The organism is Parvularcula maris, assembly GCF_024505085.1.
Classification (GTDB): Bacteria; Pseudomonadota; Alphaproteobacteria; order Caulobacterales; family Parvularculaceae; genus Parvularcula; species Parvularcula maris.
The window spans coordinates 75136-98865 of the sequence record NZ_JANIBC010000007.1 but is presented as its reverse complement, the minus strand read 5'-3'; the positions used below and the strand labels follow the sequence as shown (position 1 = coordinate 98865).

The 23730-nt window shown below is 67.2% G+C and carries 21 protein-coding genes and 1 pseudogene; 7 read left to right on the top strand and 15 right to left on the bottom strand.

Annotated features, from left to right (window positions below; genetic code table 11):
• Window positions 1–4 precede the first annotated feature (4 nt).
• Window positions 5–466, top strand: coding sequence for a PaaI family thioesterase (locus tag NOG11_RS10095; RefSeq protein ID WP_256619632.1), 462 nt, complete (start codon window positions 5–7; stop codon window positions 464–466).
• The gene (locus NOG11_RS10090; RefSeq protein ID WP_256619631.1) at window positions 463–900 is read left to right on the top strand and encodes a PaaI family thioesterase; all 438 of its coding nucleotides are present in this window, start codon (window positions 463–465) and stop codon (window positions 898–900) included. Before NOG11_RS10095 ends, NOG11_RS10090 begins: the two co-directional genes overlap by 4 nt.
• 123 nt (window positions 901–1023) lie before the next feature.
• Here NOG11_RS10090 and NOG11_RS10085 read toward each other — a convergent pair whose 3' ends face one another.
• The 7 genes from NOG11_RS10085 to proC form a co-directional block, all read right to left on the bottom strand.
• Window positions 1024–2103, bottom strand: a complete 1080-nt coding sequence (locus tag NOG11_RS10085; protein WP_256619630.1) for a class I SAM-dependent methyltransferase — start codon at window positions 2101–2103, stop codon at window positions 1024–1026.
• Between the two features lies 1 nt (window position 2104).
• A complete protein-coding gene (locus NOG11_RS10080) occupies window positions 2105–3346 on the bottom strand; it encodes a class I SAM-dependent RNA methyltransferase (protein WP_256619629.1) in 1242 nt (413 codons plus the stop codon).
• Window positions 3324–4061, bottom strand: a complete 738-nt coding sequence (locus NOG11_RS10075; protein WP_256619628.1) for a TlyA family RNA methyltransferase — start codon at window positions 4059–4061, stop codon at window positions 3324–3326. Before NOG11_RS10075 ends, NOG11_RS10080 begins: the two co-directional genes overlap by 23 nt.
• A 9-nt stretch (window positions 4062–4070) precedes the next feature.
• A complete protein-coding gene (gene dxs / locus NOG11_RS10070; RefSeq protein ID WP_256619627.1) occupies window positions 4071–6020 on the bottom strand; it encodes a 1-deoxy-D-xylulose-5-phosphate synthase in 1950 nt (649 codons plus the stop codon).
• A gap of 111 nt (window positions 6021–6131) precedes the next feature.
• Window positions 6132–6377 (bottom strand): exodeoxyribonuclease VII small subunit, encoded by a 246-nt coding sequence (locus tag NOG11_RS10065; RefSeq protein WP_256619626.1) that lies wholly within the window; start codon window positions 6375–6377, stop codon window positions 6132–6134.
• Complete coding sequence (locus NOG11_RS10060; RefSeq protein WP_256619625.1) at window positions 6374–7000, bottom strand: histidine phosphatase family protein; 627 nt, start codon at window positions 6998–7000, stop codon at window positions 6374–6376. Before NOG11_RS10060 ends, NOG11_RS10065 begins: the two co-directional genes overlap by 4 nt.
• A gap of 44 nt (window positions 7001–7044) precedes the next feature.
• On the bottom strand, window positions 7045–7866 hold the full coding sequence (proC, locus tag NOG11_RS10055; protein ID WP_256619624.1) for a pyrroline-5-carboxylate reductase: 822 nt from the start codon (window positions 7864–7866) through the stop codon (window positions 7045–7047).
• A gap of 92 nt (window positions 7867–7958) precedes the next feature.
• On the opposite strand from proC, the gene NOG11_RS10050 reads away from it, so the two are divergent.
• Together NOG11_RS10050 and NOG11_RS10045 are read left to right on the top strand one after the other, a co-directional pair.
• On the top strand, window positions 7959–8744 hold the full coding sequence (locus NOG11_RS10050; RefSeq protein ID WP_256619623.1) for an NAD kinase: 786 nt from the start codon (window positions 7959–7961) through the stop codon (window positions 8742–8744).
• 262 nt (window positions 8745–9006) lie between these two features.
• Window positions 9007–9717: pseudogene (locus NOG11_RS10045) on the top strand (EAL domain-containing protein); the annotation flags it as partial.
• Between the two features lie 867 nt (window positions 9718–10584).
• Here the strand turns inward: NOG11_RS10045 and NOG11_RS10040 are convergent.
• Both NOG11_RS10040 and NOG11_RS10035 read right to left on the bottom strand, forming a co-directional pair.
• Window positions 10585–11541 (bottom strand): NAD(P)/FAD-dependent oxidoreductase, encoded by a 957-nt coding sequence (locus NOG11_RS10040; RefSeq protein WP_256619622.1) that lies wholly within the window; start codon window positions 11539–11541, stop codon window positions 10585–10587.
• A gap of 9 nt (window positions 11542–11550) precedes the next feature.
• A complete protein-coding gene (locus NOG11_RS10035) occupies window positions 11551–12096 on the bottom strand; it encodes a hypothetical protein (RefSeq protein WP_256619621.1) in 546 nt (181 codons plus the stop codon).
• A 135-nt stretch (window positions 12097–12231) separates the two neighbouring features.
• Here NOG11_RS10035 and NOG11_RS10030 point away from each other — a divergent pair, with 135 nt between their 5' ends.
• On the top strand, window positions 12232–13704 hold the full coding sequence (locus NOG11_RS10030; RefSeq protein ID WP_256619620.1) for a coiled-coil domain-containing protein: 1473 nt from the start codon (window positions 12232–12234) through the stop codon (window positions 13702–13704).
• A 7-nt stretch (window positions 13705–13711) separates the two neighbouring features.
• Here NOG11_RS10030 and NOG11_RS10025 read toward each other — a convergent pair whose 3' ends face one another.
• Genes NOG11_RS10025 through NOG11_RS10010 form a run of 4 tightly spaced genes read right to left on the bottom strand, consistent with a single transcriptional unit; the run spans window position 13712 to window position 17240 of the window.
• Window positions 13712–14365 carry an ABC-type transport auxiliary lipoprotein family protein gene (locus NOG11_RS10025; RefSeq protein ID WP_256619619.1) on the bottom strand — a complete coding sequence of 218 codons (654 nt, stop codon included), beginning with the start codon at window positions 14363–14365 and terminating at the stop codon, window positions 13712–13714.
• Window positions 14362–15297 (bottom strand): MlaD family protein, encoded by a 936-nt coding sequence (locus tag NOG11_RS10020; RefSeq protein ID WP_256619618.1) that lies wholly within the window; start codon window positions 15295–15297, stop codon window positions 14362–14364. The genes NOG11_RS10025 and NOG11_RS10020 overlap by 4 nt, the downstream gene beginning before the upstream one ends.
• A gap of 13 nt (window positions 15298–15310) precedes the next feature.
• The gene (locus tag NOG11_RS10015; protein WP_256619617.1) at window positions 15311–16099 is read right to left on the bottom strand and encodes an ABC transporter ATP-binding protein; all 789 of its coding nucleotides are present in this window, start codon (window positions 16097–16099) and stop codon (window positions 15311–15313) included.
• Window position 16100: 1 nt separating this feature from the next.
• On the bottom strand, window positions 16101–17240 hold the full coding sequence (locus tag NOG11_RS10010) for an MlaE family ABC transporter permease (RefSeq protein WP_256619616.1): 1140 nt from the start codon (window positions 17238–17240) through the stop codon (window positions 16101–16103).
• Window positions 17241–17397: 157 nt separating this feature from the next.
• On the opposite strand from NOG11_RS10010, the gene NOG11_RS10005 reads away from it, so the two are divergent.
• The gene (locus NOG11_RS10005) at window positions 17398–19668 is read left to right on the top strand and encodes a CHASE2 domain-containing protein (protein WP_256619615.1); all 2271 of its coding nucleotides are present in this window, start codon (window positions 17398–17400) and stop codon (window positions 19666–19668) included.
• Between the two features lie 788 nt (window positions 19669–20456).
• Here the strand turns inward: NOG11_RS10005 and NOG11_RS10000 are convergent.
• Window positions 20457–21062, bottom strand: a complete 606-nt coding sequence (locus NOG11_RS10000; protein WP_256619614.1) for a hypothetical protein — start codon at window positions 21060–21062, stop codon at window positions 20457–20459.
• Between the two features lie 155 nt (window positions 21063–21217).
• Here NOG11_RS10000 and pip point away from each other — a divergent pair, with 155 nt between their 5' ends.
• On the top strand, window positions 21218–22171 hold the full coding sequence (gene pip, locus NOG11_RS09995) for a prolyl aminopeptidase (RefSeq protein WP_256619613.1): 954 nt from the start codon (window positions 21218–21220) through the stop codon (window positions 22169–22171).
• 3 nt (window positions 22172–22174) lie between these two features.
• Here pip and NOG11_RS09990 read toward each other — a convergent pair whose 3' ends face one another.
• Window positions 22175–23716: a sodium-dependent transporter gene (locus NOG11_RS09990; protein WP_256619612.1), complete on the bottom strand. Its 1542-nt coding sequence runs from the start codon at window positions 23714–23716 to the stop codon at window positions 22175–22177.
• Window positions 23717–23730 lie beyond the last annotated feature (14 nt).

Genomic DNA, 23730 nt, shown 5'->3' with positions numbered 1-23730 from the left:
AGCCATGTCGAACCCCGAACCCCTTGCGCCAGGGATCGCCCAGGCTTTTCAGGGCATCCAGGCCGCCTTCACCAACGAGCACCCCCTCTTCACCCAGATGGCGCCGAAGCCCCTGCGGGTGGGGCGCGGCGAGCTGCTGATCCGGGTCACGCCGACCGAGACCTTCCTCGATGGCGATCGGGTGCATGGCGGGCTGATGACCATCCTCCTCGATACCATCATGGGCATGGCGACCTGGGCCGCGCTCGAGGAGTTCCAGCCCCTCGCCACCATCAACCTGCAGACAGACACCTACGACCACGCCGTCGCGGGCAGGCACGTCATCTGCGAGGCAATCTGCGAGGGCATCGCCGACGATGTGTCCATCGTTCGCGGCAAGGCGACATCCGAGGACGGAACGCTTCTCGCGACGGCTGCAGGTACCTTCATGGTCGGCACCCGCTCGGCACAGGTGAGCCGCATATGAAGCGTGATCTTCTGGACGCCAGTGACGAGACCGTCGCGAAGGCCGTCGCCCTAACCGAAGGCTCGGCCATGGCGGCGTGGCTCGGCACGAAGGTGAGCCTCGGTGAGGGCGAGCACCTCTACCGCCTCACCTTCGACGAGGCGCATATCGGCAACCCGGTGATCCGTGCGCTGCACGGCGGGGTGATCTCCGCCTTCCTTCAGTATGCGGCAACGCTCGAGGTCCTCTCCCGCTCGCCCCAGCCCGCCACCTGCCGCACCATCAGCGTGCATACGAGCTATCTGCGCGGCTCGCGGGATCAGGACCTCGAAGTGTCTGTCGCCGTCCAAAGGGTCGGCCGTCGCATCGCCTTCGTCGAAGCGCGGGGCTGGCAGGGAGAACGGGACAAAGCCGTGGCCTCGGCACAGATCGCTCTGAGGATGATGGAGGGGTAGCGCCTCCCCCTCAGCCTACCGGCAGCTCCCCCTCGGGGAGGGGGAAGCGAAAAAGAGAGCAACCGGTGGTTCTGTTTCCCTCCCCCACTGGTGGGGGAGGTGCCCGGAGGGCGGAGGGGGCTGCTAACCCTTTCGAAACGCCGAAGCTTTGCTGAGAAACCCGATCTTCGTGCCTTCCAGCTCCAGCCCGGCTTCGCCGAACAGCTTCTCCAGCCGCTCCTTGGCGTAGCTGTCGTAGTAGGGCTCGTGGAAGGCTTTGGGGAAGCTCTCCAAGAGAAGGTCCATCGACGTGTCCCCGTACTGAACGCTGTCGAGATGCACGTAGAGACCGCCAGGCTTCAACACCCGAGCGATCTCCGCCGCCACCTCGCGCCTGACCTTGGGCGGCAGCTCGTGGAAGAGATAGACCGTGGTCAGCATATCGAGCGAGCCGTCTGCAAACGGAAGCTTCTCCGCGGGGGCTGCGAGATAGGAGACCCGCCCCCTGCCCGCCACGGCGCGCTTGGCCGCCTCCAGATAGGGCTCCGAGAGGTCCACGGCGGTGATCGGCATGGCGGGGAAGTTGTCGGCGATATCGGCCAGAAGCGGTCCGGTGCCGCAGGCTACATCGGCGAGGCTGATGTCTTCCTCCGTACGCCCCGCCGCCTTCAAACGAGCGACTTCTTCGGCGATGAAGGCCAGCGCCCGCCGCCGCATGGCACCCGCCGAGCCGGTGAAGAGAACCTCGACCTGGGTGTCGTAGACCTGTGCCGAGCGCTCGGACAGCCAACCATCCGACTGAAAATGAAAGTTCTGCTTGTAGTAGCCGGGCAGGCCGTCGGGTGCGCTCTCCCGCACCTCGACCCCGCCGCCCGGTGTGTTGGCCCGGCGAGTCACCTTGCCCGCCTCGTCGAGATAGTCTTTTGCGCGGCGAAGGGATGCCGCCGGGTTCGGTGCCTGCGTAAACTCGCGGGGCATCTTGTAGAGGCCCGCGGCGATATCGCGGCGCTCATTGTCGAAGAGCTTGGTGAAGCTCTTGCGCATCGCGCCCATATCGACGCCGCCGAACCGGCTGGGTTTCGGCACCTCGCCGGGCTTGGTCAGCGGGCCGACGATATGGCGGCCCATGACGTAGAACGCCGTGTACCACGAGACCTTCGCCGCGGAGGCCGCTCGGTACTGAAGATCCTCGGCTCGGCGCTTCATCATCGCTGCAACGCTCATTCTATCTCCTCTTGAGGACCGCGACCCCCTCGATATGGGGCGACCAGCCGAACTGGTCCACCAGCACCAGCCGCGTGAGGTCGTAGGTCGCAGCGAAATGCCTGAGGTCGCGCGCGAGTCTCTGCGGGTTACAGCTCACCGCCAGCACCGTGCCGGGGCGGGCCTTGGCGATCTCCGCCGCCTGCTCCCCAGCCCCCGCGCGGGGCGGATCGAAGACCACAGCGTCCACGGCCAGCTCTTTCGCCTGAAGCGGGCGGCGGTAGAGGTCGCGGGCCTCGGTCGTCACCGGCAGTCCGGCGCGCCGAGCTGCCAGGGACAGGGCATCCGTAGCGCTACCCTCGCTATCGGCGGCAATCACCTCCGCTCCCCCGGCGAGGGGCAGGGCGAACGTGCCGAGCCCCGAGAAGAGGTCGGCTACTCTTCCCGCCCCCTTGCAAGCTGTCAGCACCTCTCTTTGTAGCGCCTTCTCGCCGGCATCAGTGGCCTGGAGAAAGCTGCCCGGCGGGAGAGAAACGGGAACACCCCCAAACTCGACGAAAGGCGCGCGCCGCTCGCTCACGGGTAGCCCGTCCAGCGCCAGCCGAGCCAGATCATGCTCTTCGGCGTAAGCGGAAAGCGTGGCCAGCTCGCTTGGCCCTACTTCCAACCCTTCCGTGCGTAGCGCCAGATCGGTGCCGTTCGCCGCCAGGGTCGCTTCCGCCTGAAAGCCCGTTCCGAGCGATCGGGCCAGCCCGCGCAGAGGGCGCAGGAGCGCGAAGAGATCAGGGTGCAGAACGGCGCACTCCTCCAACGGCACCACCCGCCGACCGGCGAGCTGCTTGAACCCGGCGGCCTCTACGGTCACGGAGAACTTCGCTCTCCTACGGCTCCGAGGCGGAGAGGTATGGACGCCAGCGAGCACTGCGTCGGGAAAGACCGTCCTCACACTGTCCAGTAGGCGGCGTTCCTTGAGCTCTTGGGCGAGGGAGGCGCCTAGGTGCTGCAGCGTACACCCGCCGCAGCCGTCCCCCGGCAGCCCAAAATGGGGGCATAGGGGCTGCGCGCGAGCGGGCGAGGTCGCCGAACGCTCCCGCACCACGCCCCGGCGACCGGTAACCTCCGCTACGACCTTCTCACCAGGAAGCGCGAAGGGTACGGACAGCCCCCCTGCCCTGCCCTCACCGTCGCTTCCCAAGCTGTCGATTGTCAGCTCACGTAGCTCTGCCTTACGGTTCCGGCGCTTAGGCGGTCGTCTTCGCTGCATGAAGCAGAAACTCCTTCGTCCCCTCGCCGCCGAGCAGGGGGCTGTCGATCAGGTCTTGGGCCTCCCAGCCCAGCTTCTGCAGTCCAGGAACAATCCGTTCCTGAATAAAGCTGCGCTGCTCGGCATGGCTGGCCAGCACGGCGCCGTTCTTGCCGATGACCTCCCGGCCCATCTCGAACTGCGGCTTGACGAGCGTGATGAGGTCAGCACCCTCTTCAGCTAGCGCCAATGCAGGCGGCAGCGCCTTCAGAAGGCTGATGAAGCTGATGTCCGAGACGATCAGACCGAGCCGATCCGGAACGTGCGCCGCCGTCAGGTCCTTGGCGTTCAGCCCCTCCAGGCTCACGACTCTTTCGTTCGAACGCAGCCTCTCATGAAGCTGCGCCGTGCCCACATCGACGGCGTAGACCTTGGCCGCGCCGCGACGCAGCAGGACTTCGGTGAAACCGCCGGTGGAGCTGCCGATGTCGGCGGCCACACGGCCCATAGGGTCGACGGGGAAGGTGTTCAGTGCACCTTCGAGCTTCAGCGCCGCTCGGCTGACATAGTCGTGGGCTTCAGGCGACAGGCTCAATTCGTCGTCGTCGCCGACCTTCTGACCGGGCTTGGAAGCCGTCCGCCCTCCGACGATGACCTGGCCTTGCAAGATCAGGTCCCTGGCGCGGGAGCGGGAGGGGACGAGGCCCCTCTCCACCAGCGCCTGGTCGAGGCGCATCAGCCAGCCTTAGGCCGTAACGTCGGCGGCCAGTTCCTGCTGACCAAGGGCGATCATCGCTTGGCGTGCGATGTCCTCGGCCTGGAGCTTGGCCTCCTCGTACATCTCTTTCGGTGAGGCTTGATCCTGGTAGACGTCCGGCAGGTGCATGGTGCGGACCTTGAGCTGGCCCTGATCGAGAAGACCGTCGCGCACCAGGAACTCCAGCACGAAGGAGCCGAAGCCGCCGATGGAGCCTTCCTCGACGCAGAGAAGGACCTCATGCTCCTTCGCCAGCCTACGGATGAGGTCCTCGTCCAGCGGCTTGGCGAAGCGCGCATCGGCTACCGTCGCGGAGAGGCCACGCTGGGCCAGAAGGTCGGCTGCCTTGAGGGTCTCGCCCAACCGTCCGCCAAAGGACAGAAGCGCGACCGTGCTACCTTCCTTCAGGATACGGCCCTTGCCGATCTCGAGCTCCGGCACTTTATCGGCTTCGTAGAGATCGACGCCGAGGCCCTCGCCGCGGGGGAAGCGGAAGCCAATGGGGTGCTCGTCATAGAGCGCTGCCGTGTGCACCATGGCCTGAAGCTCGGCTTCGTCACCGGCGGCCATCAGCACCATGTTGGGCAGGCAGCCGAGGTAAGCCGTGTCGAAGGCACCGGCATGGGTGGCGCCGTCATTACCCACGAGCCCCGCCCTATCCATGGCGAAGCGGACCGGCAGGTTCTGGAGCGCCACATCGTGCACCACGCTGTCATAGGCGCGCTGCAGGAAGGTGGAGTAGAGCGCGCAGAAGGGCACGATCCCTTCGGCGGCAAGCCCCGCGGCGAAGGTCACCGCGTGCTGCTCGGCGATGCCGACATCGAAGGTCCGGTCGGGGAACGCCTTCATGAACTTGTCCATGCCCGTGCCCGACGGCATGGCGGCGGTGATGCCGACGATCTTCTCGTCGCGCTTGGCGTCGTTGATGAGCTGTTCGGCGAAGACGCCCGTATAGCTCGGCGCGTTGGACTTCTTCGCGACCTCCTCGCCGGAGATGACGTCGAACTTGGAGACGGCGTGGAGCTTGTCTCCCTTGTCCTTGGCCATCTTGTAGCCGCGGCCCTTCTCGGTGACTACATGGACGAGGACCGGGCCGTCGGTGATGTTCTTGACGTTCTCGAGCACCGGCAGGAGGTGGTCGAGATTGTGCCCGTCGATCGGGCCGACATAGTAGAAGCCGAGCTCCTCGAAGAGGGTGCCGCCGGTGACCATGCCGCGGCCGTACTCCTCGGCCTTGGCGGCGAGGTTCTTGATCCGCTTGGGCAGGTTCTTGGTGAGCTGCTTGGCGAGGTTCCTGAAGCCCTGATAGCTGCCAGACGAGGCCGCGCGGGCAAGATAGGCCGACATGGCGCCCACGGGCGGGGCAATGGACATGTCGTTGTCGTTGAGGATCACCGTGAGCTGGCTCGCACGGTCGCCCGCATTGTTGAGCGCCTCATAGGCCATGCCCGCCGACATAGAGCCGTCACCGATCACCGCGATGACCCGGCGGTCGTCCTGCTCTGGAGCCTCTTTGTCGGCCTCGCCCTTGAGGTCCCGCGCCACGGCCATGCCGAGGGCGGCAGAGATGGAGGTGGCGGCGTGGGCCGCGCCGAAGGGGTCGTACTCGCTCTCGGCGCGCTTGGTGAAGCCGGAGAGGCCGTCCTTCTGGCGGAGGGTCCTGATGCGGTCGCGGCGCCCGGTCAGTACCTTGTGCGGGTAGCACTGGTGGCCGACATCGAAGATCAGCCGGTCACGCGGCGTATCGAAGGTGTAGTGGATGGCCGCCGTCAGCTCGACCACGCCGAGCCCCGACCCCAGATGCCCGCCCGTGGTGGAGACCGCGTCGATCACCTCCGTCCGCAGCTCGTCACAGAGCTGTTGAAGCTCGCTTTTTTCAAGCTTTCGGAGATCGGCGGGCGTCGACGCGCGGTCGAGGAGGGGGGTCGCAACAGTCATAGCGGCTAGAGCTAAGACGTTCGACACCTTATCGCAAGCTACATGAACCGCGGGCTAACGCTGCAACACGGCGGCTTCTGCGAAAGTTCGAGCAAGTGTGACCGTGCTACGTCAATCGAAACTGGCGGGCTCGGTGGTGACGCCGTCCTTGGTCTCGACGATCTTCTCGATGCGCTCTCGTGCGGCGCCGAGGGTCTTCTCGCAATGGCTGCGCAGGGCGGCGCCGCGCTCATAGAGGTCGATGGACTGCTCGAGGGGAACATCGCCGCCTTCGAGCTTGGAGATGATCTGCTCCAGCTCCTTGAGGGCGTCCTCGAAGGACAGCTTGGCGACGTCGGCGTGGTTCTTGTTGGTCATTCGGTGGCCAGTTTTCCTACGGGTTCGGCGCGGCCCTTGGTCTTGCGGCGGTAGGCACGGTGGGACCAGTAGTCGTTGCCGCCCTTGTGCTCGACGAGCTGCCATCCTTTGCGGGTCAGCACGTTGTGGATCATCCAGTTGAGATAGCCGTGGGCGCAGAGAAGAACGTCGCCCTCCGCCGCCATCACCTCCTGCTCCAGACGCTTGATGATCCGTCGCACCCGGCGCTGGGCGCGGAAATGGCTCTCCGTGCCCTTGGGCGCGTAGCCCATGAACCAGAAGGTGCGGCTGATGACCCCCCAGGTGGTGGGGGTCAGGCGGATGAAGTCGGGGAAGAAAGGCGGCGGCGGCAGGGGCGCCTCGACGAACAGCGCATCGCGCGGGATGATGCGGGCGCCGTCGGTGACGGCATCGGCGGTCTCGATGGCGCGCGGCATGGTCGAGCAGAGGACCACTTCCGCCTCGGAGGCGATGTCGATGAGGCTCTGGGGCGGCTCCTGATCGGGGGCGAGGCCGGTCTTGTCGTAGTTCGCCCACCAGAAGCCGTACTCCCGCGCCGTGATCTTCACGCTGCGGTCAACATTGGGGCGCCCGTGACGCGCAGTGACGATCATGCCGGTCATCGAACAGCGTCCTTAAAGAGGCTCGCCGCGAGCCGCCAGCCTTTTCACGCGCCCGCCAGCTCTTTGGCCCTTCGGTAGGCCGCCCGCACCGCCTTGGGAAGGCTCTGGGCGAAGCCGTCCTCCTCCAAGGAGGCGAGCCCCGCCGCCGTGGTGCCGCCGGGGCTGGTCACTGCCTCGCGGAGGGCCGAGGGGCTCCTGCCGTCCGCGTCGAGAAGAGCGGCGGTGCCGAGAAAGGTCTCCTTCGCCATGGCCAACGCCGCTTCGGGGGAGGTCCCCTCCTCTTCGGCAGCTTTCGCCAGACCTTCCACCGCGCGGAGGAAGAAGGCCGGGGCACAGCCCGTCACGCCCATCAGGCGGTCGAGCTCCTCCTCGTCGGCGCACCAGTGCACCTCGCCAGCGGCGCGCATCATCGCCTCGCCGATCTGTTCGTCCTCGGCGGAGAGCGCGGGGTTTCTGGCGAGGAGACTGACCCCCCGGCGGACCTTGGCGGGCAGGGTCGGCATGACGCGGAGAACCCTTGGGCTGTCGGCCTGATTTTTGAGCAGCATGGCGATCTCGTCGGCCGTGGTCCCCGCCGCGATCGACACGAACAGCGTCTCGCCGAAGGAGGGCCAGGAGAGCTGCGGCAGGACGCTAGGGAACTGCTGCGGCTTCACCGCCAGCACGCAGACATCGTAGGCGTGATCGGCGGAGGGGTTGAGGGCGATGCCGCTGTCCTGGCAGAGGGTCTCGGTCTCGACGCTCGGCCTCGGATCCACCACCGTGGAGCCCTCCTTATCGAGGAGGTCGCCCTCGGCCCAGGCTTTGAGAAGCGCGCCGCCCATGGAGCCGGCGCCGATCTGGATCAGTTTCAAAGGTCTCGTCATCGCGCCCCCGTAGCAGGCTCACGGGTTAGGACCAGACCCCTCCCTGTGATCCCCCGTTTGACCCGCGCGCCAACACCGATAAGGCTCATCCTATGCGCCGTGACCCACCGAAGCCGGGCGAGATCGCCTTCATCGCCAATGACCGCCCCGAGGCGCAGTCGGCCCTCGCCTCCCTCACCGAGGCCTTTGGGCAGAGCGAGCCGGAGGACGCGCGCTACATCGTGGCGCTGGGCGGCGACGGCACGATGCTAGAGGTTCTGCGCGACAGCATGGAGCACTCGAAGCCCGTCTACGGCATCAACTGCGGCACGGTGGGCTTCCTGATGAACCCCCTCGGCGAGGTGGCGAGCCTGCCCCAGCGGATCGGCATGGCCGACCGGGCGGTGATCAACCCCCTCCTCATGCGGGCCACCGACATGAAGGGCCAGACCCACGAGGCCATGGCCATCAACGAGGTCTCGCTGATCCGTCAGACCCGGCAGACGGCGAGGATCGCCATCAAGGTGAACGGCGAGACCCGGATGGGGCAGCTCATCTGCGACGGCGTGCTGCTCTCCACCCCTGCAGGGTCCACGGCCTACAACCTGTCGGCGCACGGACCGATCCTGCCGATCAACGCCAACCTCCTGGCCCTCACCCCGATCAGCGCCTTCAGGCCACGGCGCTGGCGCGGCGCCCTCCTCCCCTACGACGCCGAGGTCACCTTCCACGTGCAGGACCCGGACTTCCGGAGCTGCGCGGCGACGGCGGACAACGTCGAGGTGCGCAACGTCACGGACGTCACCGTAAGGATCGAGGAGAAGAAGCGCATGACCCTCCTCTTCGACCACGGCACGGGGCTTGAGGAGCGCATCTTGCGGGAGCAGTTCGAGGACTGAGGGCCTGTTGCCGTCATCCCGGAAGCCGAAGGCTATCCGGGACCCATGGACGGGTTTGTGCAATCGGTTCGGTCCGTTGGAGCTGTTGTTTCCATTCGGTCCATGGGTCCCGGATCAAGTCCGGGATGACGAGGGGTCTGGCTCCGACCTTCACCATCTCTCAACCCCGCTTTTACCCCTTCTGCACCCTCTTTAATCGCCATTAACCCTTACCCGTCAGACCTCCATCCTGAGAGAGGCCCCTCGGGGCACCCATTTGAGGATGGCTGGTATGGGCGCTCGGGCGCTGACACTGACGCGGCAGGATATGGACGAGGCCCTGATAGACTCGGCCCAGATCCGCCTGCTCTACCAGCCGATCTACCACCTCTCCGACGGCTCGCTGCACCGGATCGAGGCCCTCTGCCGGTGGGAGCATCCCCGCTTCGGCACAATGCTTCCGGCCGTCTTCCTTCCGGCCTTCGAGCAGGAGGACAAGCTCTCCGCCCTCACCCGCCGCATCCTCGAGCGCGCGGTCGCCGAGTTCGTCACTTGGGACTTTGCCCGCAATGCGGGGCTTTCGATCAACCTCTCGGCAGCCGACATGCTGGACCGGGACCTCCCCGCCACGGTGCGCGCGGTGCTGAAGGATGCGGGGCTCGCCCCCGAGGCGGTCACCTTCGAGTGCCCGATCCGCCTCTCCGACGCCGCCGATACCGCCGCGACCCTGCGGCAGCTCAAGAACATCGGCGTACGCCTCGCTGCCGAGATGATGGGCCGTGCCTCCGAGGCGGCGGATGTCTTCTCCCTCGCGCCCTTCGACGAGATCAAGACCGGCGGCCGCGGGCTGCTCCGGGCCGCTCGCCAGAACCACGTGGCGAGCCTTCAGGACACGTCCGATCTGATCGGCCTCGCCGCCAGCAAGAACGCCGTGGTCTCGGCCATCGGCGCCGAGGACGAGGCCGCCTGCCTCGCTCTCAGGACCCTCGGTTTCCACCATATCCAGGCCAATGTTCTGTCTGCGGCGCTTCCCATCCGCGAGATCACCCCGACGGTGATCGCAGCGGCCGCGCCTATCCTGGGTCTTGGCGGCGAGCTCAGTGGCCGAGACATGCCCGTCCTGCCCAAGCCGCGCTCGGAGGATTTCCGCAACCTGCGCCTGCGTGCCCAGGCCGAGGCGTTCAAGCGCGCCACGGGTCACGGATCGCCCGGCAGCGAGATCGTCGTCCCCAAGGGCGGCGCGAGGGCCATGCAGGCCGAACTCGCCGAATCGCTCGAAGGCCAGCCCCTGGTCAAACATTTCTACCCGCAAGATCCCGCGGCTGAGAAGGAAGAGGCAACGATGTCCAAAGCGAGCCGCGCCGGTCTTCTGATGCGCCCCGACCTCGCCTCCGCCTCCTTGGGCTACGGCAAGAGCCCGCTTCGCCGGCCCAAGCCGCGGGAGCTGCCCGAATCGATCATGGTGGTCGAGCCCACCTTCGAGCAGGCCCGCGCCCTGTCCCAGGAACCGGCGGTGGCGCAGGCCATTACCGAGGTGCTGACCGCCCTTCCCTCCGACGTCGCCATGCGCGGCAGCGAGCTTCCCGACGAGGAAGAGCGCAGCATCGAGGACATCAAGGCGGACGAGCTCGACCAGCGCGTCGCGGCCCTGCCTACCCTCGATCCTGAAGAGCTGAAACGGGCCAAGGAGAACACGGACTTCTCCCCCGTGGCCGACGAGATCTCTTCGCTCGCCGCCCGCCTGCGTCCTGCCGAGGCGAAGAAGAACTTCCTGACACGGAGGTACAAGCTCAAGGTCACCCATTTCTGGCCCAAGCCTTGGAAGCGGGCCTACCACCGCATGATCGTCGACCGTCAGGGCCTATCCTCGGAGAAGGTGCTCGACCGTCTGGGCAGTCAGGGGGGCGAAGAGGACCCCGTTGCGGTAGTGCCCCTGGGCGCGGATCAGGTGGGGCCGTTCACCATCGCGCGCGACGAGGGGTCCGTCCCGGCTGATGAAGGGACGAAGCCCCTTGAAGTGGCCGAGGACGTCAGCGCTCCCGAGATGCGGTATCAGCCTTAGGGCATCGCGCCACAGCTCCTCGCGGGCCTGCGGGATCGCGCCGGGCCAGTTCTCCGTCGCGCCGATATAGAGGGTGCCGTCCGCCCTCGGCACGACATAGGCCGTAGGCGAACGGACGACGGTGGGAACGATCGAGGGGTCGGGCAGCCGGACGAGGAAGGCCTCCCCTTCCACGCCCATCATGCCCTCGGCTCCGAGATCAGGGGCTGTGCCGGTGGCCAGGACGATGCTGCCAGCTTTGATCGTCTCTGTACCGACCATGATGGTCCGTCCGTCTACCGCCGCGTGGCCGTGGACGATGCTGCCCCCCGAGATCGTTAGCCTATCTCGAAGGACGGCGATGAGGCGTAGGGGCTCCACCGCCCCTTCGCCCGGCACGAAGAAGGAGGGCGGTGCGGAGAAGTCCGGCAGCGCCCCCTCATCCACAGGCACGGCGCCGGGCGGGCGGGCGTGGTAGCCGATGCCGTAGGCGCCCCGCCGATGGTAGCCGAACTCCGCATAGGGATCGTCCGAGAGCTCTTCGGCAAAGGCGGACCAGGCTTCGTTCGAGCGCGCGAGAAGGTCGGCCAGCACCGGCTTGCCAGCGTCGTGGCTCAGCTCGAAGCTGGGGCAGAGCATCCCCGCCGCGGCGGCGCTGGCGCCGTCCTTGCCGTCGCCGATCAGGACGACGTCGCGCCCGCTCCGGGCCAGCCGATAGGCGATAGCGGAGCCGATCACCCCCGCACCGATCACCGCGATGTCGCACATCCTGCCCATGGGGCAGCGCTAGCGCCGGGCGCCCCTCCCCGGCAAGCCTGCGCTCAAGAGATGCGTCTTCTCGCGGCTCGAGGCGGAGGAGCCGAAATAGTAGTTCATCACCGCCGCCGCCATGGTCGAAAGCGCGCCGAGCATGATGGAGAACTCGGTCTCCGCTCCTTCGGGTATCTCGCTGATCAGCATCATGCCAAGCACGCAGAAGAAGCCCGTCAGCACCACCGCTCCCAGGAAGCCGGGGATGCGGTCGCGAAGGGCGATCTCCCTCGCCCTGGCATCGGCCCGGTCGGAGGCGGCCACCTCCTCGGACTTCAAGGACAGCTCGAGGACGGCGCGGTCGAAGGCGAGGCCCGCCTCGTGCACCTTCGCAGCAAGTGCCGGATCCGCCGCGCCGAGGGCTGCCGCCAGTTCCTCTTCGCTCCCCTCTTCCTTCCCCAGCACAGCGCGGCTCAAGAGCCGCACCGCCGCCCCGGCAAAGGGGCCACCCAAGGCTTGGGCGATGGAGGGTGCGTGATCACGCACGATGTCTTTCAGGCGGTTCGGTGAAGCAGATGTCATGGCGAGACCCTAGAAGCACCATGCCCCTGCGGGGATAACCCTTCCTTAGCGTTAACCCCTCATTAACCAGGGCCGACCCAAAGCTAGGATGCGCGAAATGCGGGCACCTCGGCCGGGGCGTCCGCCTGAGGTTTTATGGTCAGTGCCGACGAGCAAGAGTTCTCGCCTGCCCAGGCTGGCGGCGGACCCGGACGGTCCGGCGTAGGCCCCATGGCGGCCGACCGCCTGCCTCCCTCCCCCAGCACCGCTCCCGGTTGGCTGCCGAGCCCCAACAAGGTCTGGCGCCTAGCCTGCACCCTAGCCGCCGCCATCTTCGTCATCTGGTTCGTCGCCTGGCCCATCGGCACGATGTTGGCGCATTACGAGGTCACCGGTGTCTGGCGCTTCGGGCTTGGATACTCAGGCGCCGTGGTCATCCTGGCCATGAGCAACGCGCTTCTGGTGCTCGCTGGCGGCTACATGTTGCGTGCCGCTTTGCGCCTCGAAGCCACCGCCGACCGTTTGGGCCGCGCCGCCGAGCGGATCGAGCCGCCCCTCACCTCCGAGGCGGTCAAGGCCGACCTCGCGCTTCTCGGCGGCGAGGTGGACAAGGCCCTCGCCAAGCTCGCCAAGACCGAGCAGCAGATCAGAGCACAGGTCCAGGCCATCGACGCCGCCGCCGAGACCATGAGCCAGGGCACCCATCAGGGAACGGAACGCCTTGCGAAAGAGCGCCAGGCGCTGATCGACGCCACCGCCCGCATGAACGCCGAGGCCGACGCCTTCGCCGAGGCCCTGTCGCGCCGCTCGACGGCGGCGGAGGACGAGGCCAGCGCCTCGCTTCCTCGGATCGAGGAGCAGATGAAGCGCCTCGAGACCGTCTCGGCGGCGAGCGCCGAGCAGTTCGCTTCCCTCCGCGAGGCGATGGTGGAGAGCTCCGAGCTGATGCGCCAGGCGCCCAAGGGGCTGGCCGGGGAGCTTCAGGGCGGGGCCGACACGCTGCGCCAGGCCCAGGCCGAGCTTCTCAAAGAGAGCGAGAAGCTTCACTCCCTGATCGAGCAGCAAAAGGGCCGCGCGGACAGTCTGGGCCGCACCCTAGCCCAGCAGGGCGAGAAGCTCCGTGCACGCGGCAGCAAGAAGGGCGGCACCGGCTCCTGGCGGGGCATCCTCGACAAGGTGGAGAAAGATGCGACCGAGCCCCTCCTGCCGCCGCGGCAGCCCGCTGCTGCTGCTCCGCAGATGCAGGCCCAGCCGAGGCCGGAGATGCACCCCGAGGAGGCGAGGCTCGACCGGATGCAGCGCTTCACCATGGCGCTCAAAGCGCAGCTCCTCGGTATGCCGACGGCTGACGAGCAGCAGCGTTTCGAGGGCGGTGAGCGCAATCTGTTCGTGAGCCAGCTTCTGGCTGTCGACCCCATCGAGATGCGGGCGCAGCTTCGCTCGGCGATCTCCGAGGACGAGAACCTGGCCGAAGCGGCGGAGATGTTCCTCTCCGACTTCGACCAGCTCCTGGCGCCGGTGATGGGCGACGGCCCCAAGCGCTCCGACGAGGCACTGCAGCAGATGCTCCGCTCACCGATCGGCAGGCTCTACGTGGCCATCGGCACGGCCAAGGGGCATTTCGACTAGCGGCGATCTAGCGCGAAGAGGCCCGCCTGTCGCGCCGCTCCTGCTGCGCTTCGCGGCTCACCTCGGCGGCCTCGATGACGCCGATCATCCAGTCCGCAGCATCGGCGGCGGCGGCGGCGGCGGCTTCGTTGAGAGCGCCCGCGACCCCTGCCGTGTCGATGTCGTTGAGAGGCCTCGAAGCGGAGAAGCGCTGGGCGCCGAGGACGCTGCCGGTCCTGTTCTCGAGGCGTACCCGAAAGATCACGTCGACCTGTTCGGGACTGGCCGTGCGGTCGGCCTCGAAGGTCTGGATGTCCGTGTAGACCACGTAGTCGGCCAGGGGCAGCGCCACCCGGTCGGAGACCGCGAGAAGGCGGCCCTGGTTCTCTGCCGCACGTTCCAGAAGCAGGCTGACGATCCGTGGCAGCCGGTCCGACCACTCGCCGTCGGGCATGTAGCGGATCTCGTTGCTGGCCGTGCGCACCGCGATCTTGGAGGTGTTGATGGCTCCTTCGGCCCTGGCATCGGCCACCGCCAGGGTCACCGGCAAGCGCGATGCGACGGGTACGGCAGGTTCGGCCTCCAGCGTGTAGCGCGGCGGCAGCTCGCTCGCCTTGGGCACGAGGGAGATGCAGCCCGTCAGGACGAGCGCTGCTGCGGCAAGGGTCAGGAGGCGGATCACTGGCGGGTCTCCGGGCGGTTCTCACCGAGCAGGAACTGCGCCGGGTTGCGGTCGAACTCCTGCAGGATGGCTTCGGTGGTGGCGAGGACGCGGTTGGCTTGAGCGATCACGCCGACGGTGGCACCAAGGCCCTCCTGGGCGAAGGCGTCGATGGCCGGACGGTTCTCGGTGATGATGTCGTCGAGCTGGGCCATGACCGAGGCGAGCTCCTCAGCGGAGGCGCTGGTCTCCTCCAGCGTCCTCTTGATGTCGCCAGCGAGGAGGCCCTCGGTCTCGGCGAGCACGGCGTTGATGCGCGCAACCGTGCCGTCCAGCGCCTCGGCGTTCCGCCTGAGGATAATGGAGACTGTAGCGGCGTTCTCGATGATGGTGCCGATGTCGTCCTCGCTGTCGGCGACGGCGTCGGTCAGGGTCTCGATATCCTGCAGGATGCGGTTGATGCGGTCGATGTTCTCCGCAGAGACGAGGCTGGTGATGTTCTCGGCGAGGGGGCCGGAGCTCTCGATGACCGCGGCGAGGCCGCCCGCCGAGCCCTCGATCTCGGGGATGCGCTCATTGCTCACCTGTTTCAGCAGAGGCGTCTGCGGATCGCCGCCGACGAACTGGATGATGGAGAGGCCGGTGACACCGACGAGCTCCAGCTCGGCCTCGGTGTCGACCTTGATCGGGGTGTCCTCATCGACGCGGACCAGGGCGCGGGCGATGTTGGGGTTGTCCTCATCGAGGCCCAGCTCCTCGACCTCGCCGACGCGGATGCCGTTCATCTGCACGGCGGCGCCGACCTGCAGGCCCGAGACCCGCTCGGTGAAGGTGACGTAGTACTCGTCATAGGCCCGCTCGGCATTGCCGAGCCAGAGGGCGAACAGGACGGCCATGACCAAGGTGGCGACGACGGCGCTACCGATCAGGACGTAGTGGGCACGGGTTTCCATCGGAAATTCTCCTTCACGCGGCGCCCGACGCAAGATTCGCGCCTGCCGCGGCGCGGCCTCTCGGGCCGCCGAAATACTCCCCTATCCAGGGGTGGTTCGAGCGCCGCACCTCGTCGAGGGAGGCGTTCACGATGACCTTCTTCTCGGCCAGGACCGCCACCCGGTCGCAGGCCCTGTTCAGGCTGTCGAGGTCGTGGGTCACCATGAAGATGGTGAGGCCGAGATTCTCCTTGAGGCTGATGATCAGCTCGTCGAAGCGCGCGGCGCCGATGGGGTCGAGGCCCGCCGTCGGCTCGTCGAGGAACAGGATGCGCGGGTCGAGGGCCATGGCGCGGGCCAGCGCCACGCGCTTCCTCATGCCGCCTGAAAGCTCCGAAGGCATCTTCCCGCCCACCCCTTCGGAGAGACCCGAAAGGGAGAGCTTCATCCCGGCGATCTCCTGGGCGAGCTGGTCGCCGATCTCCGGGTGGTGCTCGCGCAGCGGGGCCATGACGTTCTCGGAGACGGTCATGGAGGAGAAGAGTGCCCCGTCCTGGAACAGGATGCCGATATCCTCGTTGATCTCCCTCGCGGTGGCTTTGCGGGGGAAGATCTGCCTGCCGAGGACGTGGATCTGGCCATCTTTCGGCGTCTGCAGCCCGACGATGGAGCGCAGGAGGACCGACTTGCCGGTGCCCGATCCGCCGACCACGCCGAGGATCTCCCGCTCGCGCACATCGAGGTCGAGATCGTCATGGACGACCTGCTTGCCGAACTGGTTCTTGAGGTCCCTGACCTCAATGACGTTCTTCTGCTCGGCCATCTTAGTAGTCGAGCTCCATGAAGAGGATCGCGAAGAGGGCGTCGGCGAGGATAACGAGGAAGAGCGACTGTACGACCGAGATCGTCGTTCTACGGCCCAGCTCCTCGGCGGAGGCCTCGACCATCATGCCCTGGTAGCAGCCGATCACCGCGATGGCGAAGCCGAAGACCGGCGCCTTGACCATGCCGACGACGAAATTGTCGATGACGATGATGTCCTGCGTCCTGGCCATGAAGAGCGCGGGCGGGATGTCGAGGGCCAGGGCGCAGACCACGCCGCCGCCCATCAGCCCCAGCACCGAAGCGATGAAGGCGAGGCAGGGAACGGCCAGAAGCAGCGCGATCACTCTCGGCACAACCAGCGCATCCATCGGGTCGATGCCCATGGCCCGCATGGCGTCGATCTCCTCGCGCAGCTTCATCGAGCCGATGGCCGCCGTGAAGGCGCTGCCCGAGCGGCCTGCGATGAGGATGGCCGTCAGGAGCACGCCGAACTCGCGCAGCACCGAGATACCCACAAGCTCCACCGCGAAGACCTCCGCGCCGAACTCGGCCAGCACGGTCGCGCCCATGAAGGCGACGACGGCGCCGATGAGGAAGGACATCAGCCCGACGATGAAGAGGGCGTTGAGCCCCGCCGTCTCCATATGGTGCACCACCGCAGTGGGGCGGAAATGACCGGGATGGCGGATGTTCTCGCCGATGCGGGAGACGACCTGGCCGACGAAGCTGAGAATGTTCAGCACCTCTTCGGCGATGTCGTCGGTGGCGCGGCCCACCCGCTCCAGCACGATGAGCGCCGAGTTCGGTCTCTGGGGCACCTCGCAGGAGATGAGGTTGCCTGCCGCCTGCTCGAGCAGCGTCTCGTGATGATCGGTGACGTTGACAAAGCCTGCGAGGGGCTGGCCCTCCTGGGTGCGCCCGCCGCAGGCCTGCATCGTGCGCTGCAGGATCATGGCGCCCACCGTGTCCAGCGCCTCGACCCCGGCCATGTCGATGGTCAGCTTCTTGTCGAGGGTCGTCTGTGCAAAGGCGCGGATCTTGGAATCGAGCGCGGCCACGCCGTCGGCAATGGTCCAGGGACCGTGCGCCGACAGGCGGGGGTGATCCCCCTTCACCACCTCGAAGCTCGCGCTTGTCATGCGATTTGTTCAGCCTTGCTTTACATGCTCGGTTTCAGTTCACGAAGCATGCCAAAAACTGCTTGATACGCCATGAAGGCGAAGCATGCCTAGCCAGGTATGTGACATTGTTATCTTGAGCGCCGGGCGCAACCGGCAAGGATCAGAGGCCAGCCCTATGTTCGAACAGCGTCAGGAACAGCGCCTCAGGCTGCTGCTGTTGAGCCCCGCCGTGCTGGTGTTCCTGCTGGCTGCCTGGGCGCTGCTGACCGCGCAGAACCCCGGCCAGACCCTGCGCGAGGCGAGCTTCGATACCCTGCTCCGCCTCACCCCGCGCGAGGCGGCGGAGGGCGGCGAGCTGCCCGTGGCGACGATCCTCATCGGTGATGAGAGCCAGGAGCGCCTAGGCGAGTGGCCCTGGCCGCGCAGCGCCTACGCCTCCCTGGTGCAGGCGGCTGAGAACGGGGGAGCGGCCTCGGTGACCCTGGCCATCTCGGTGGCGGGCGACGATCCCCTCTCCCCCGACGTGCTGGCGAGGCGCTGGCTCGAGACCTCCGCCTCCGAGCCCGCCGACCGCATCGCCGCATTGTCGGTCCTGCCCTCCAACGATCTGGTCCTCGCCAGAGCCACGGCCGGAGGACCGGTGGCGCTGGGGGTGGGCGAGCGTCTGCGCTCCACCTCGGTGCCGGTGGCCTGGTCGCGGATCAGCGCCCCGGATGCAGGCTGGTTCGCCATCGAGAACAGCGATCTCGGCTATGTCGCGGTCCCCGCCGTGCTGGGCAGCAAGACGCTCTCGGCGGAGCTGCGCGAAGCCAGGCTGGCCGCAGCAGCGGGGCTCCCCCTCGATCGGGACGGGCGGGCCAGGCGGGTCTCTCCCCTCTACGCAGCGGCCGACCTTCCCGCCGCCACTGCCGGTCTGGCAGGGCTCGCCGCCGCGTCGCAGGAGATCGTGGTGACGACGGCGAGGCGCACGGTCTCCGCCGCAGGCGCGCCGCTCGAGAGCGTTCAGGTCGCCGCGGCGCCTCCGATCCCCCTCGACAGCCGGGGCGAGCTGCGGCTGTGGCTGCCCCGCGATACCGGCGTGCCCAACGTTCCGGCCTGGCGGGTGCTCGACCAGCCGGGTCAGTGGACGGCCCAGCTCGAAGGCCGCCATGTCTTCATCGGCGAGACCCTATCGCCAGGCGGCACCGTCTCGACGGCCAAGGGCGAGCTGCCGCTTGCGGCGGTCCACGCCCTCAACGCCCAGCAGTTCGCCGCCGGTGTCGCGCCGCAGCGCCCCGCCTGGGCAGGTTTCGCCGAGGCCTTCGCCGTAGCGCTCGTAGGCGTGCTGGCAGCTTTGGCCGTGGTTTTTCTGCCCGCAGCGCTGGCGACCGCGGCAGCCGTGCTGCTGGCCATCCTCAGCTTCGCCGGAGCGCTCGTCCTGTTCCGCTCCACGGGCATGTTGCTTGACCCCAGCCCCGCAGCCCTTGCTTCAGTTGGTGCGCCCCTCGCCGTCGGCGCCACGGTGCTCGTGAACATGGTGGTGCGCGACGACGCCGTGCGCGGCGCCTTCCACGGCGCCCTGCCCCAGAAGGCCATGTCCCGGCTGCAGCGCCACGGCGGCGCCAAGCTGCTGCACGGCGTTCACCGGGAGGTCACCGTGCTCTCCTGCGCCTTCCAGCTCCCTCCTCGCCTGGTCCGCCAGTTCGAGAAGGACCCGAAGGACTATGTGCTCTTCAAGGCCTCGGCGAACGACCGGCTCCGCCGCACCATCCTCGATCACGAGGGGACGGTGGACTACGGCGAGGACGGCAGGCTGCTGGGCTATTGGAACGTGCCGCTGAGCGAGCCTAAGCATATCGAGCTGGCCTGCGCCTGTGCCCTGCGCATGCTCGATGATGTGAGCGAGATGAGCCAGCAGGTGGCCGAGCGCCACGGCACCGGGCCTGGCGGGCTGTTCGAGGACCTCGCCGATGGCCGCATTGAGATCGGCATCGCCACGGGTCCCTGCTTTGCCGGTCCCGTGGGGCTTGGCGGGCGCAACCGCTACGCGGCGCTCGGCCAGCCTGTGAGCTTCGCGGGCCGCTTGCGCGCGCGGTCGGAGCTCTACGGCCCGGCGATCCTCGCAGACAGCCGAGTATTCGAGGCGCTGCGCCACCACTACGCCTTCCTCGACCTCGACTTCGTCCGCCGCGACGCCGAGACCGCACCGGAGATGATCTACGGCCTGGTCGGCAACCCGTTCCTCAAAGCGTCGAAGAATTTCCGCACCCTGTCGGAGGCCCAGCGAGACCTGCTCGTGGCCTGGCGGGACCGGGACCTCACGGCGGCCACCCGGCAGCTCCAGCAGCTCCGCGGCATGCCCGGCGTGCCCCAGCCCTATGTGGAGCTCTTCGAGAGGCGCATCATGAACGCAAGGGTCCAACGGGCAAGACGCGACGACGACCAAGCCGAGGTGCTCGGCCCGTAGGGTGGACGCCGGCAGGCGGCCACCATTCCTGGGTAGTGAGCACGGCTCCTTCCGCCGTCATCCCGGAAGCGCGCGAGCGCTATCCGGGACCCATGGCTCGACGTTACGATTCATTCGGTCCGGTTCACTGGTGAGAAGCGCTCGGTCCATGGGTCCCGGATCAAGTCCGGGATGACGGCGGTAGGGGGGTGAGGCAGCACGAGCATCCGCTCGATGCGGACCTATCAAACGAACGGGGACCCGGCGCGCGGCGCTGCCGCAGCTTGAGTGTGAAACGAAGAAGGTGCTTTGGCATGAGGGAGGCCCATCTCCCTACGCCGCGCGCCGGCTTGGCGGGGCTCTGAACAGGGGCCAATCCTTAGCTCGCCCTGCTCGGGTCCAGTATGCAGGTAGACGGTAAGCGGACGAGCATCTGCTGCGCCGCCCCCAGGACCACCCGCCCCGAAGCCCCACCAAGGCAGCAAACCAGGTAGGATGGCGCCTCCCGCCCCGAACGCCTGCTGCGATGGAAAGAGAGTACGCGGTGCGGAGATGGCGGGGATAAGTACCTGCTGCAGTACCCCCCTCCGCCCTTCGGGCACCTTCCCCCATGGAATGGGGGAGGGAAACAGTGACCAGCGTTGGCTTACTACTTCGCTCCCCTACGCAGTGGGGGAGCTGCCGGTAGGCTGAGGGGGCGGGGAGCGTTAGGGTGCAGCGAACAGTAGGGCGGCTCGCGAAGCGTGCCGCCTGCGACCGCAGTTCCTACGAACGGCGGCACGCTGCGCGAGCCGCCCTACGGGGTCGGTTTAAAGCGCCGGGGTGTTCTGGGCGTAGCTGGGGGCCAGATCGCCCTCGAGCCTTGTGGAGACGAGGTCCGCCGTGCGGCCTAGCTCCATGATCGCCTGGTTGAAGCGGGATTTGACCAGCCGCACCTCGTCGCGGGTGACCGATGGGTCGTCATCGCCCAGCATCTTCAGCGCCTCGGCATAGACGAGGCGGCAGCGGCGCGCCTCGACGATGGCGGCCTCGAGGGTGCGCAGGTCGCCCTGCACCGGCTCCAGCGCGGAAGCAGCCTCCTTGCCGTTGCGGGCCACGTTCCAGACCGCGGAGAGGGTGGCTTCGATGTCGCGCCTGACGGTCAGCGTCGCCTGGCCCTCGAGGTCGGCGAGGTAGCGCTCGGCATCCTCTTTCGGGCTGGGCGCCCCGCCGCCGAAGAGCGCCTGCACGAAACTGTCGGTCTCGACCGCCTTGTTCTCCGCCCAGGGGCTGTCCTCCAGACGGTCGAGCGAAGCGGTCAGCTCCGCCCGCTCACGGCGAGGCTCGGCGTCGGCCACAGGCTTCGCGCCGGGCATCACCACCTCGACCGAAGCGCAACCTGTCACGGCGAGCGCCAGCCCGCAAAATGCAACCAAACGAATGATCGTCCTGTCCTACCCTTTGATAACCGCGTGCCCTGCGGCCTTGCACCACGGACAATCCCCCTGACGGGTAAAAGGACCGTTGCCCACAGCGAAAGGATGTTTACACCGAAGTGAAACACATCCCGACCAGTTACGTAAAGTCTCCTATGGCGCGTTCAACGTTTTATTCACCACTTGAGCCCTACCGGCGCGCCCGTTTGCAGGTGTCGAGCCTGCATGAGGTCTACTACGAGGTGAGCGGCAACCCCGACGGCAAACCCGTGGTTGTGTGCCATGGCGGACCGGGGGGAGGCTCGACCCCCTCCATGCGGCGCTATTTCGATCCGGCGCTCTACCATATCGTGCTGTTCGACCAGCGCGGCTGCGGCCGCTCCATGCCCCATGCCGAGCTGCGCGAGAACACCACCTGGGACCTGATCGCCGATATGGAGCGGATCAGGCAGGAGCTGGGCATCGAGCGCTGGCAGGTGTTCGGCGGCTCCTGGGGTTCGACCCTGGCGCTGACCTACGCCCTCACCCACCCGGGCCGGGTGAGCGAGCTGGTCCTGCGCGGCATCTTCACCCTGCGCCGCGAGGAGCTCTTATGGTTCTACCAGGAGGGGGCGAACTGGGTGTTTCCCGAGGCTTGGGAGGCGTTCCTTGCGCCGATCCCGGAGGAGGAGCGCGGCGATCTGATGGCCGCCTATCAGCGGCGGCTTCTCTCGGACGATGAGCGCCTGCAGCTCGAAGCGGCGAAGGCCTGGGCCGTGTGGGAGGGCTCCACCGTGTCGCTGGTGCCCAGCCGGGAGCGCATGGACAGCTTCGCAGGCGAGCGCTTCGCTCTCGCCTTCGCCCGGATCGAGAACCACTACTTCATGAACGGCGGCTTCTTTGAAGAGGACGACTTCATCATCAAGAACGCCGGGCGGCTCGAAGGCATCCCCGGCACTATCGTGCAGGGCCGCTACGACGTGGTGACGCCGATGAAGACTGCCCATGAGCTTCACAAGGCCTGGCCCGGCAGCGTGCTGAAGGTGGTCGGCGATGCGGGCCACGCCGCCAGCGAGCCCGGTATCGTCAGGGCGCTGATCGCCGCGACGGACCGCTACGCCGGGAAGTAGTCCCTACCCCAGGAACGGCGCGATGCCGATGCCGTAGACGAGGATGGCGCCGACCACGACCGGGCAGACATAGCGGATGAGGAAGCGCCAGCGCTGATAGTTCGAGACGCTCTTGAAGCCGAGCTCCTCACGGCTGGCCGACTGGGTCACAACGTAGCCAGCGAAGACCGCTACCAGGAACCCGCCCAGCGGCAGGAGGACGTTGCCGGTGAGCCCGTCGATGGCGTCGAGGAGCGTCCGCTCGCCGATCACCGGCAGGCTGCCGAAGGGCTCCCAGCTGTTGAAGAAGGTGTCGGCGGCGTCGGTGGGCACCTGGCTGAGGGCGTGGAAGACGCCGATGACGAAGATCAGGATGCCGATGATGACCGAGCCGATGACGCGGCGCCGGCCGCGTGTGGCCTCGTCCAGCGTGTTGTCGCCTTTGGCCCAGGCGGCGGGGACCTCGAAGAGGGAGATCGCCGAGGTGAGGGCCGCGAAAACCGCCATGATGAAGAAGGCGAGGCCGAAGAGCGCGCCGAAGGGCATCTGGTTGAAGGCGAGAAGCAGCGGCCCGAAGATGAGGCCGAGCCCGCCCGCAGGCTCCAGCCCGAAGGCGAAGACGACGGGGAAAACCGCGAGACCCGCGATCAGCGCGACGCCCGTATCGGCGAAGGCCACCGTGGTGGCGGCGTTCGGGATCGACGTGTCGCGCCCCAGATAGATGCCGTAGGTGAGCATCAGCGCCGAGCCGAGGGAGAGCGAGAAGAAGGCCTGCCCCACCGCGTTAATGAGGACCGAGCCGTCCTTGATGTCGGCGGCGAGCTTGCCGAAGTCCGGCGCGAAGAGGAAGCCGAGCGCCGCCCCCGCATCGCCGATGATCAGCGAGATGACCGACAGCGCCACCAGCAGGAAGAAGAAGATCGGCATCAACCAAGTCGCCGCTTTCTCGATGCCGCCCTTGACCCCGCGGGTGACGATGAAGGTGGAGATGGTGATGAAGATGCCGTGGAAGAGGATCATCTTGCCGGGGCTTGAGAGGAGCGCGCCGAAACGTCCGGTGATCCCGTCGGCGTCCTCACCGGCGAAAGCGGGCGAGGCGATGCCCGCAATGCCGTTCGCGCCGATGTTCCCGGCGATGTCGCCGACCATCACATAGGCGTAGTAGAGCAGCCATCCGGCGATCACCGAGTAGAAGGTGACGATGCCGAAGCTCGCGAACATGCCGATCCAGCCCATCAGGGTCCAGGAGCCGGACGCGCCGTCCGCCTTGGCCAGGCGCTGGATAGCGGCGATGGGGGTGCCGCCGCCTCTTCTGCCGATGAAGAGCTCTGCCATGAGGACGGGAAGACCGATAGCGAAGACCGCCAGAAGATAGATCAGGACGAAGGCGCCGCCGCCCGAATCGCCTGCGACGTAAGGGAAGCGCACCAGATTGCCGATGCCCACCGCAGAGCCGATCGCCGCGAGAACGAACGCCGCCTTGCCCGACCAGGTTTCGTCCTGCGCACTCTTACCAACTGCCATAATCGTCCGTTCGCCCCGCGCTGCACGCTTCTTATCGTTCAAACTTTGTCTTTAGA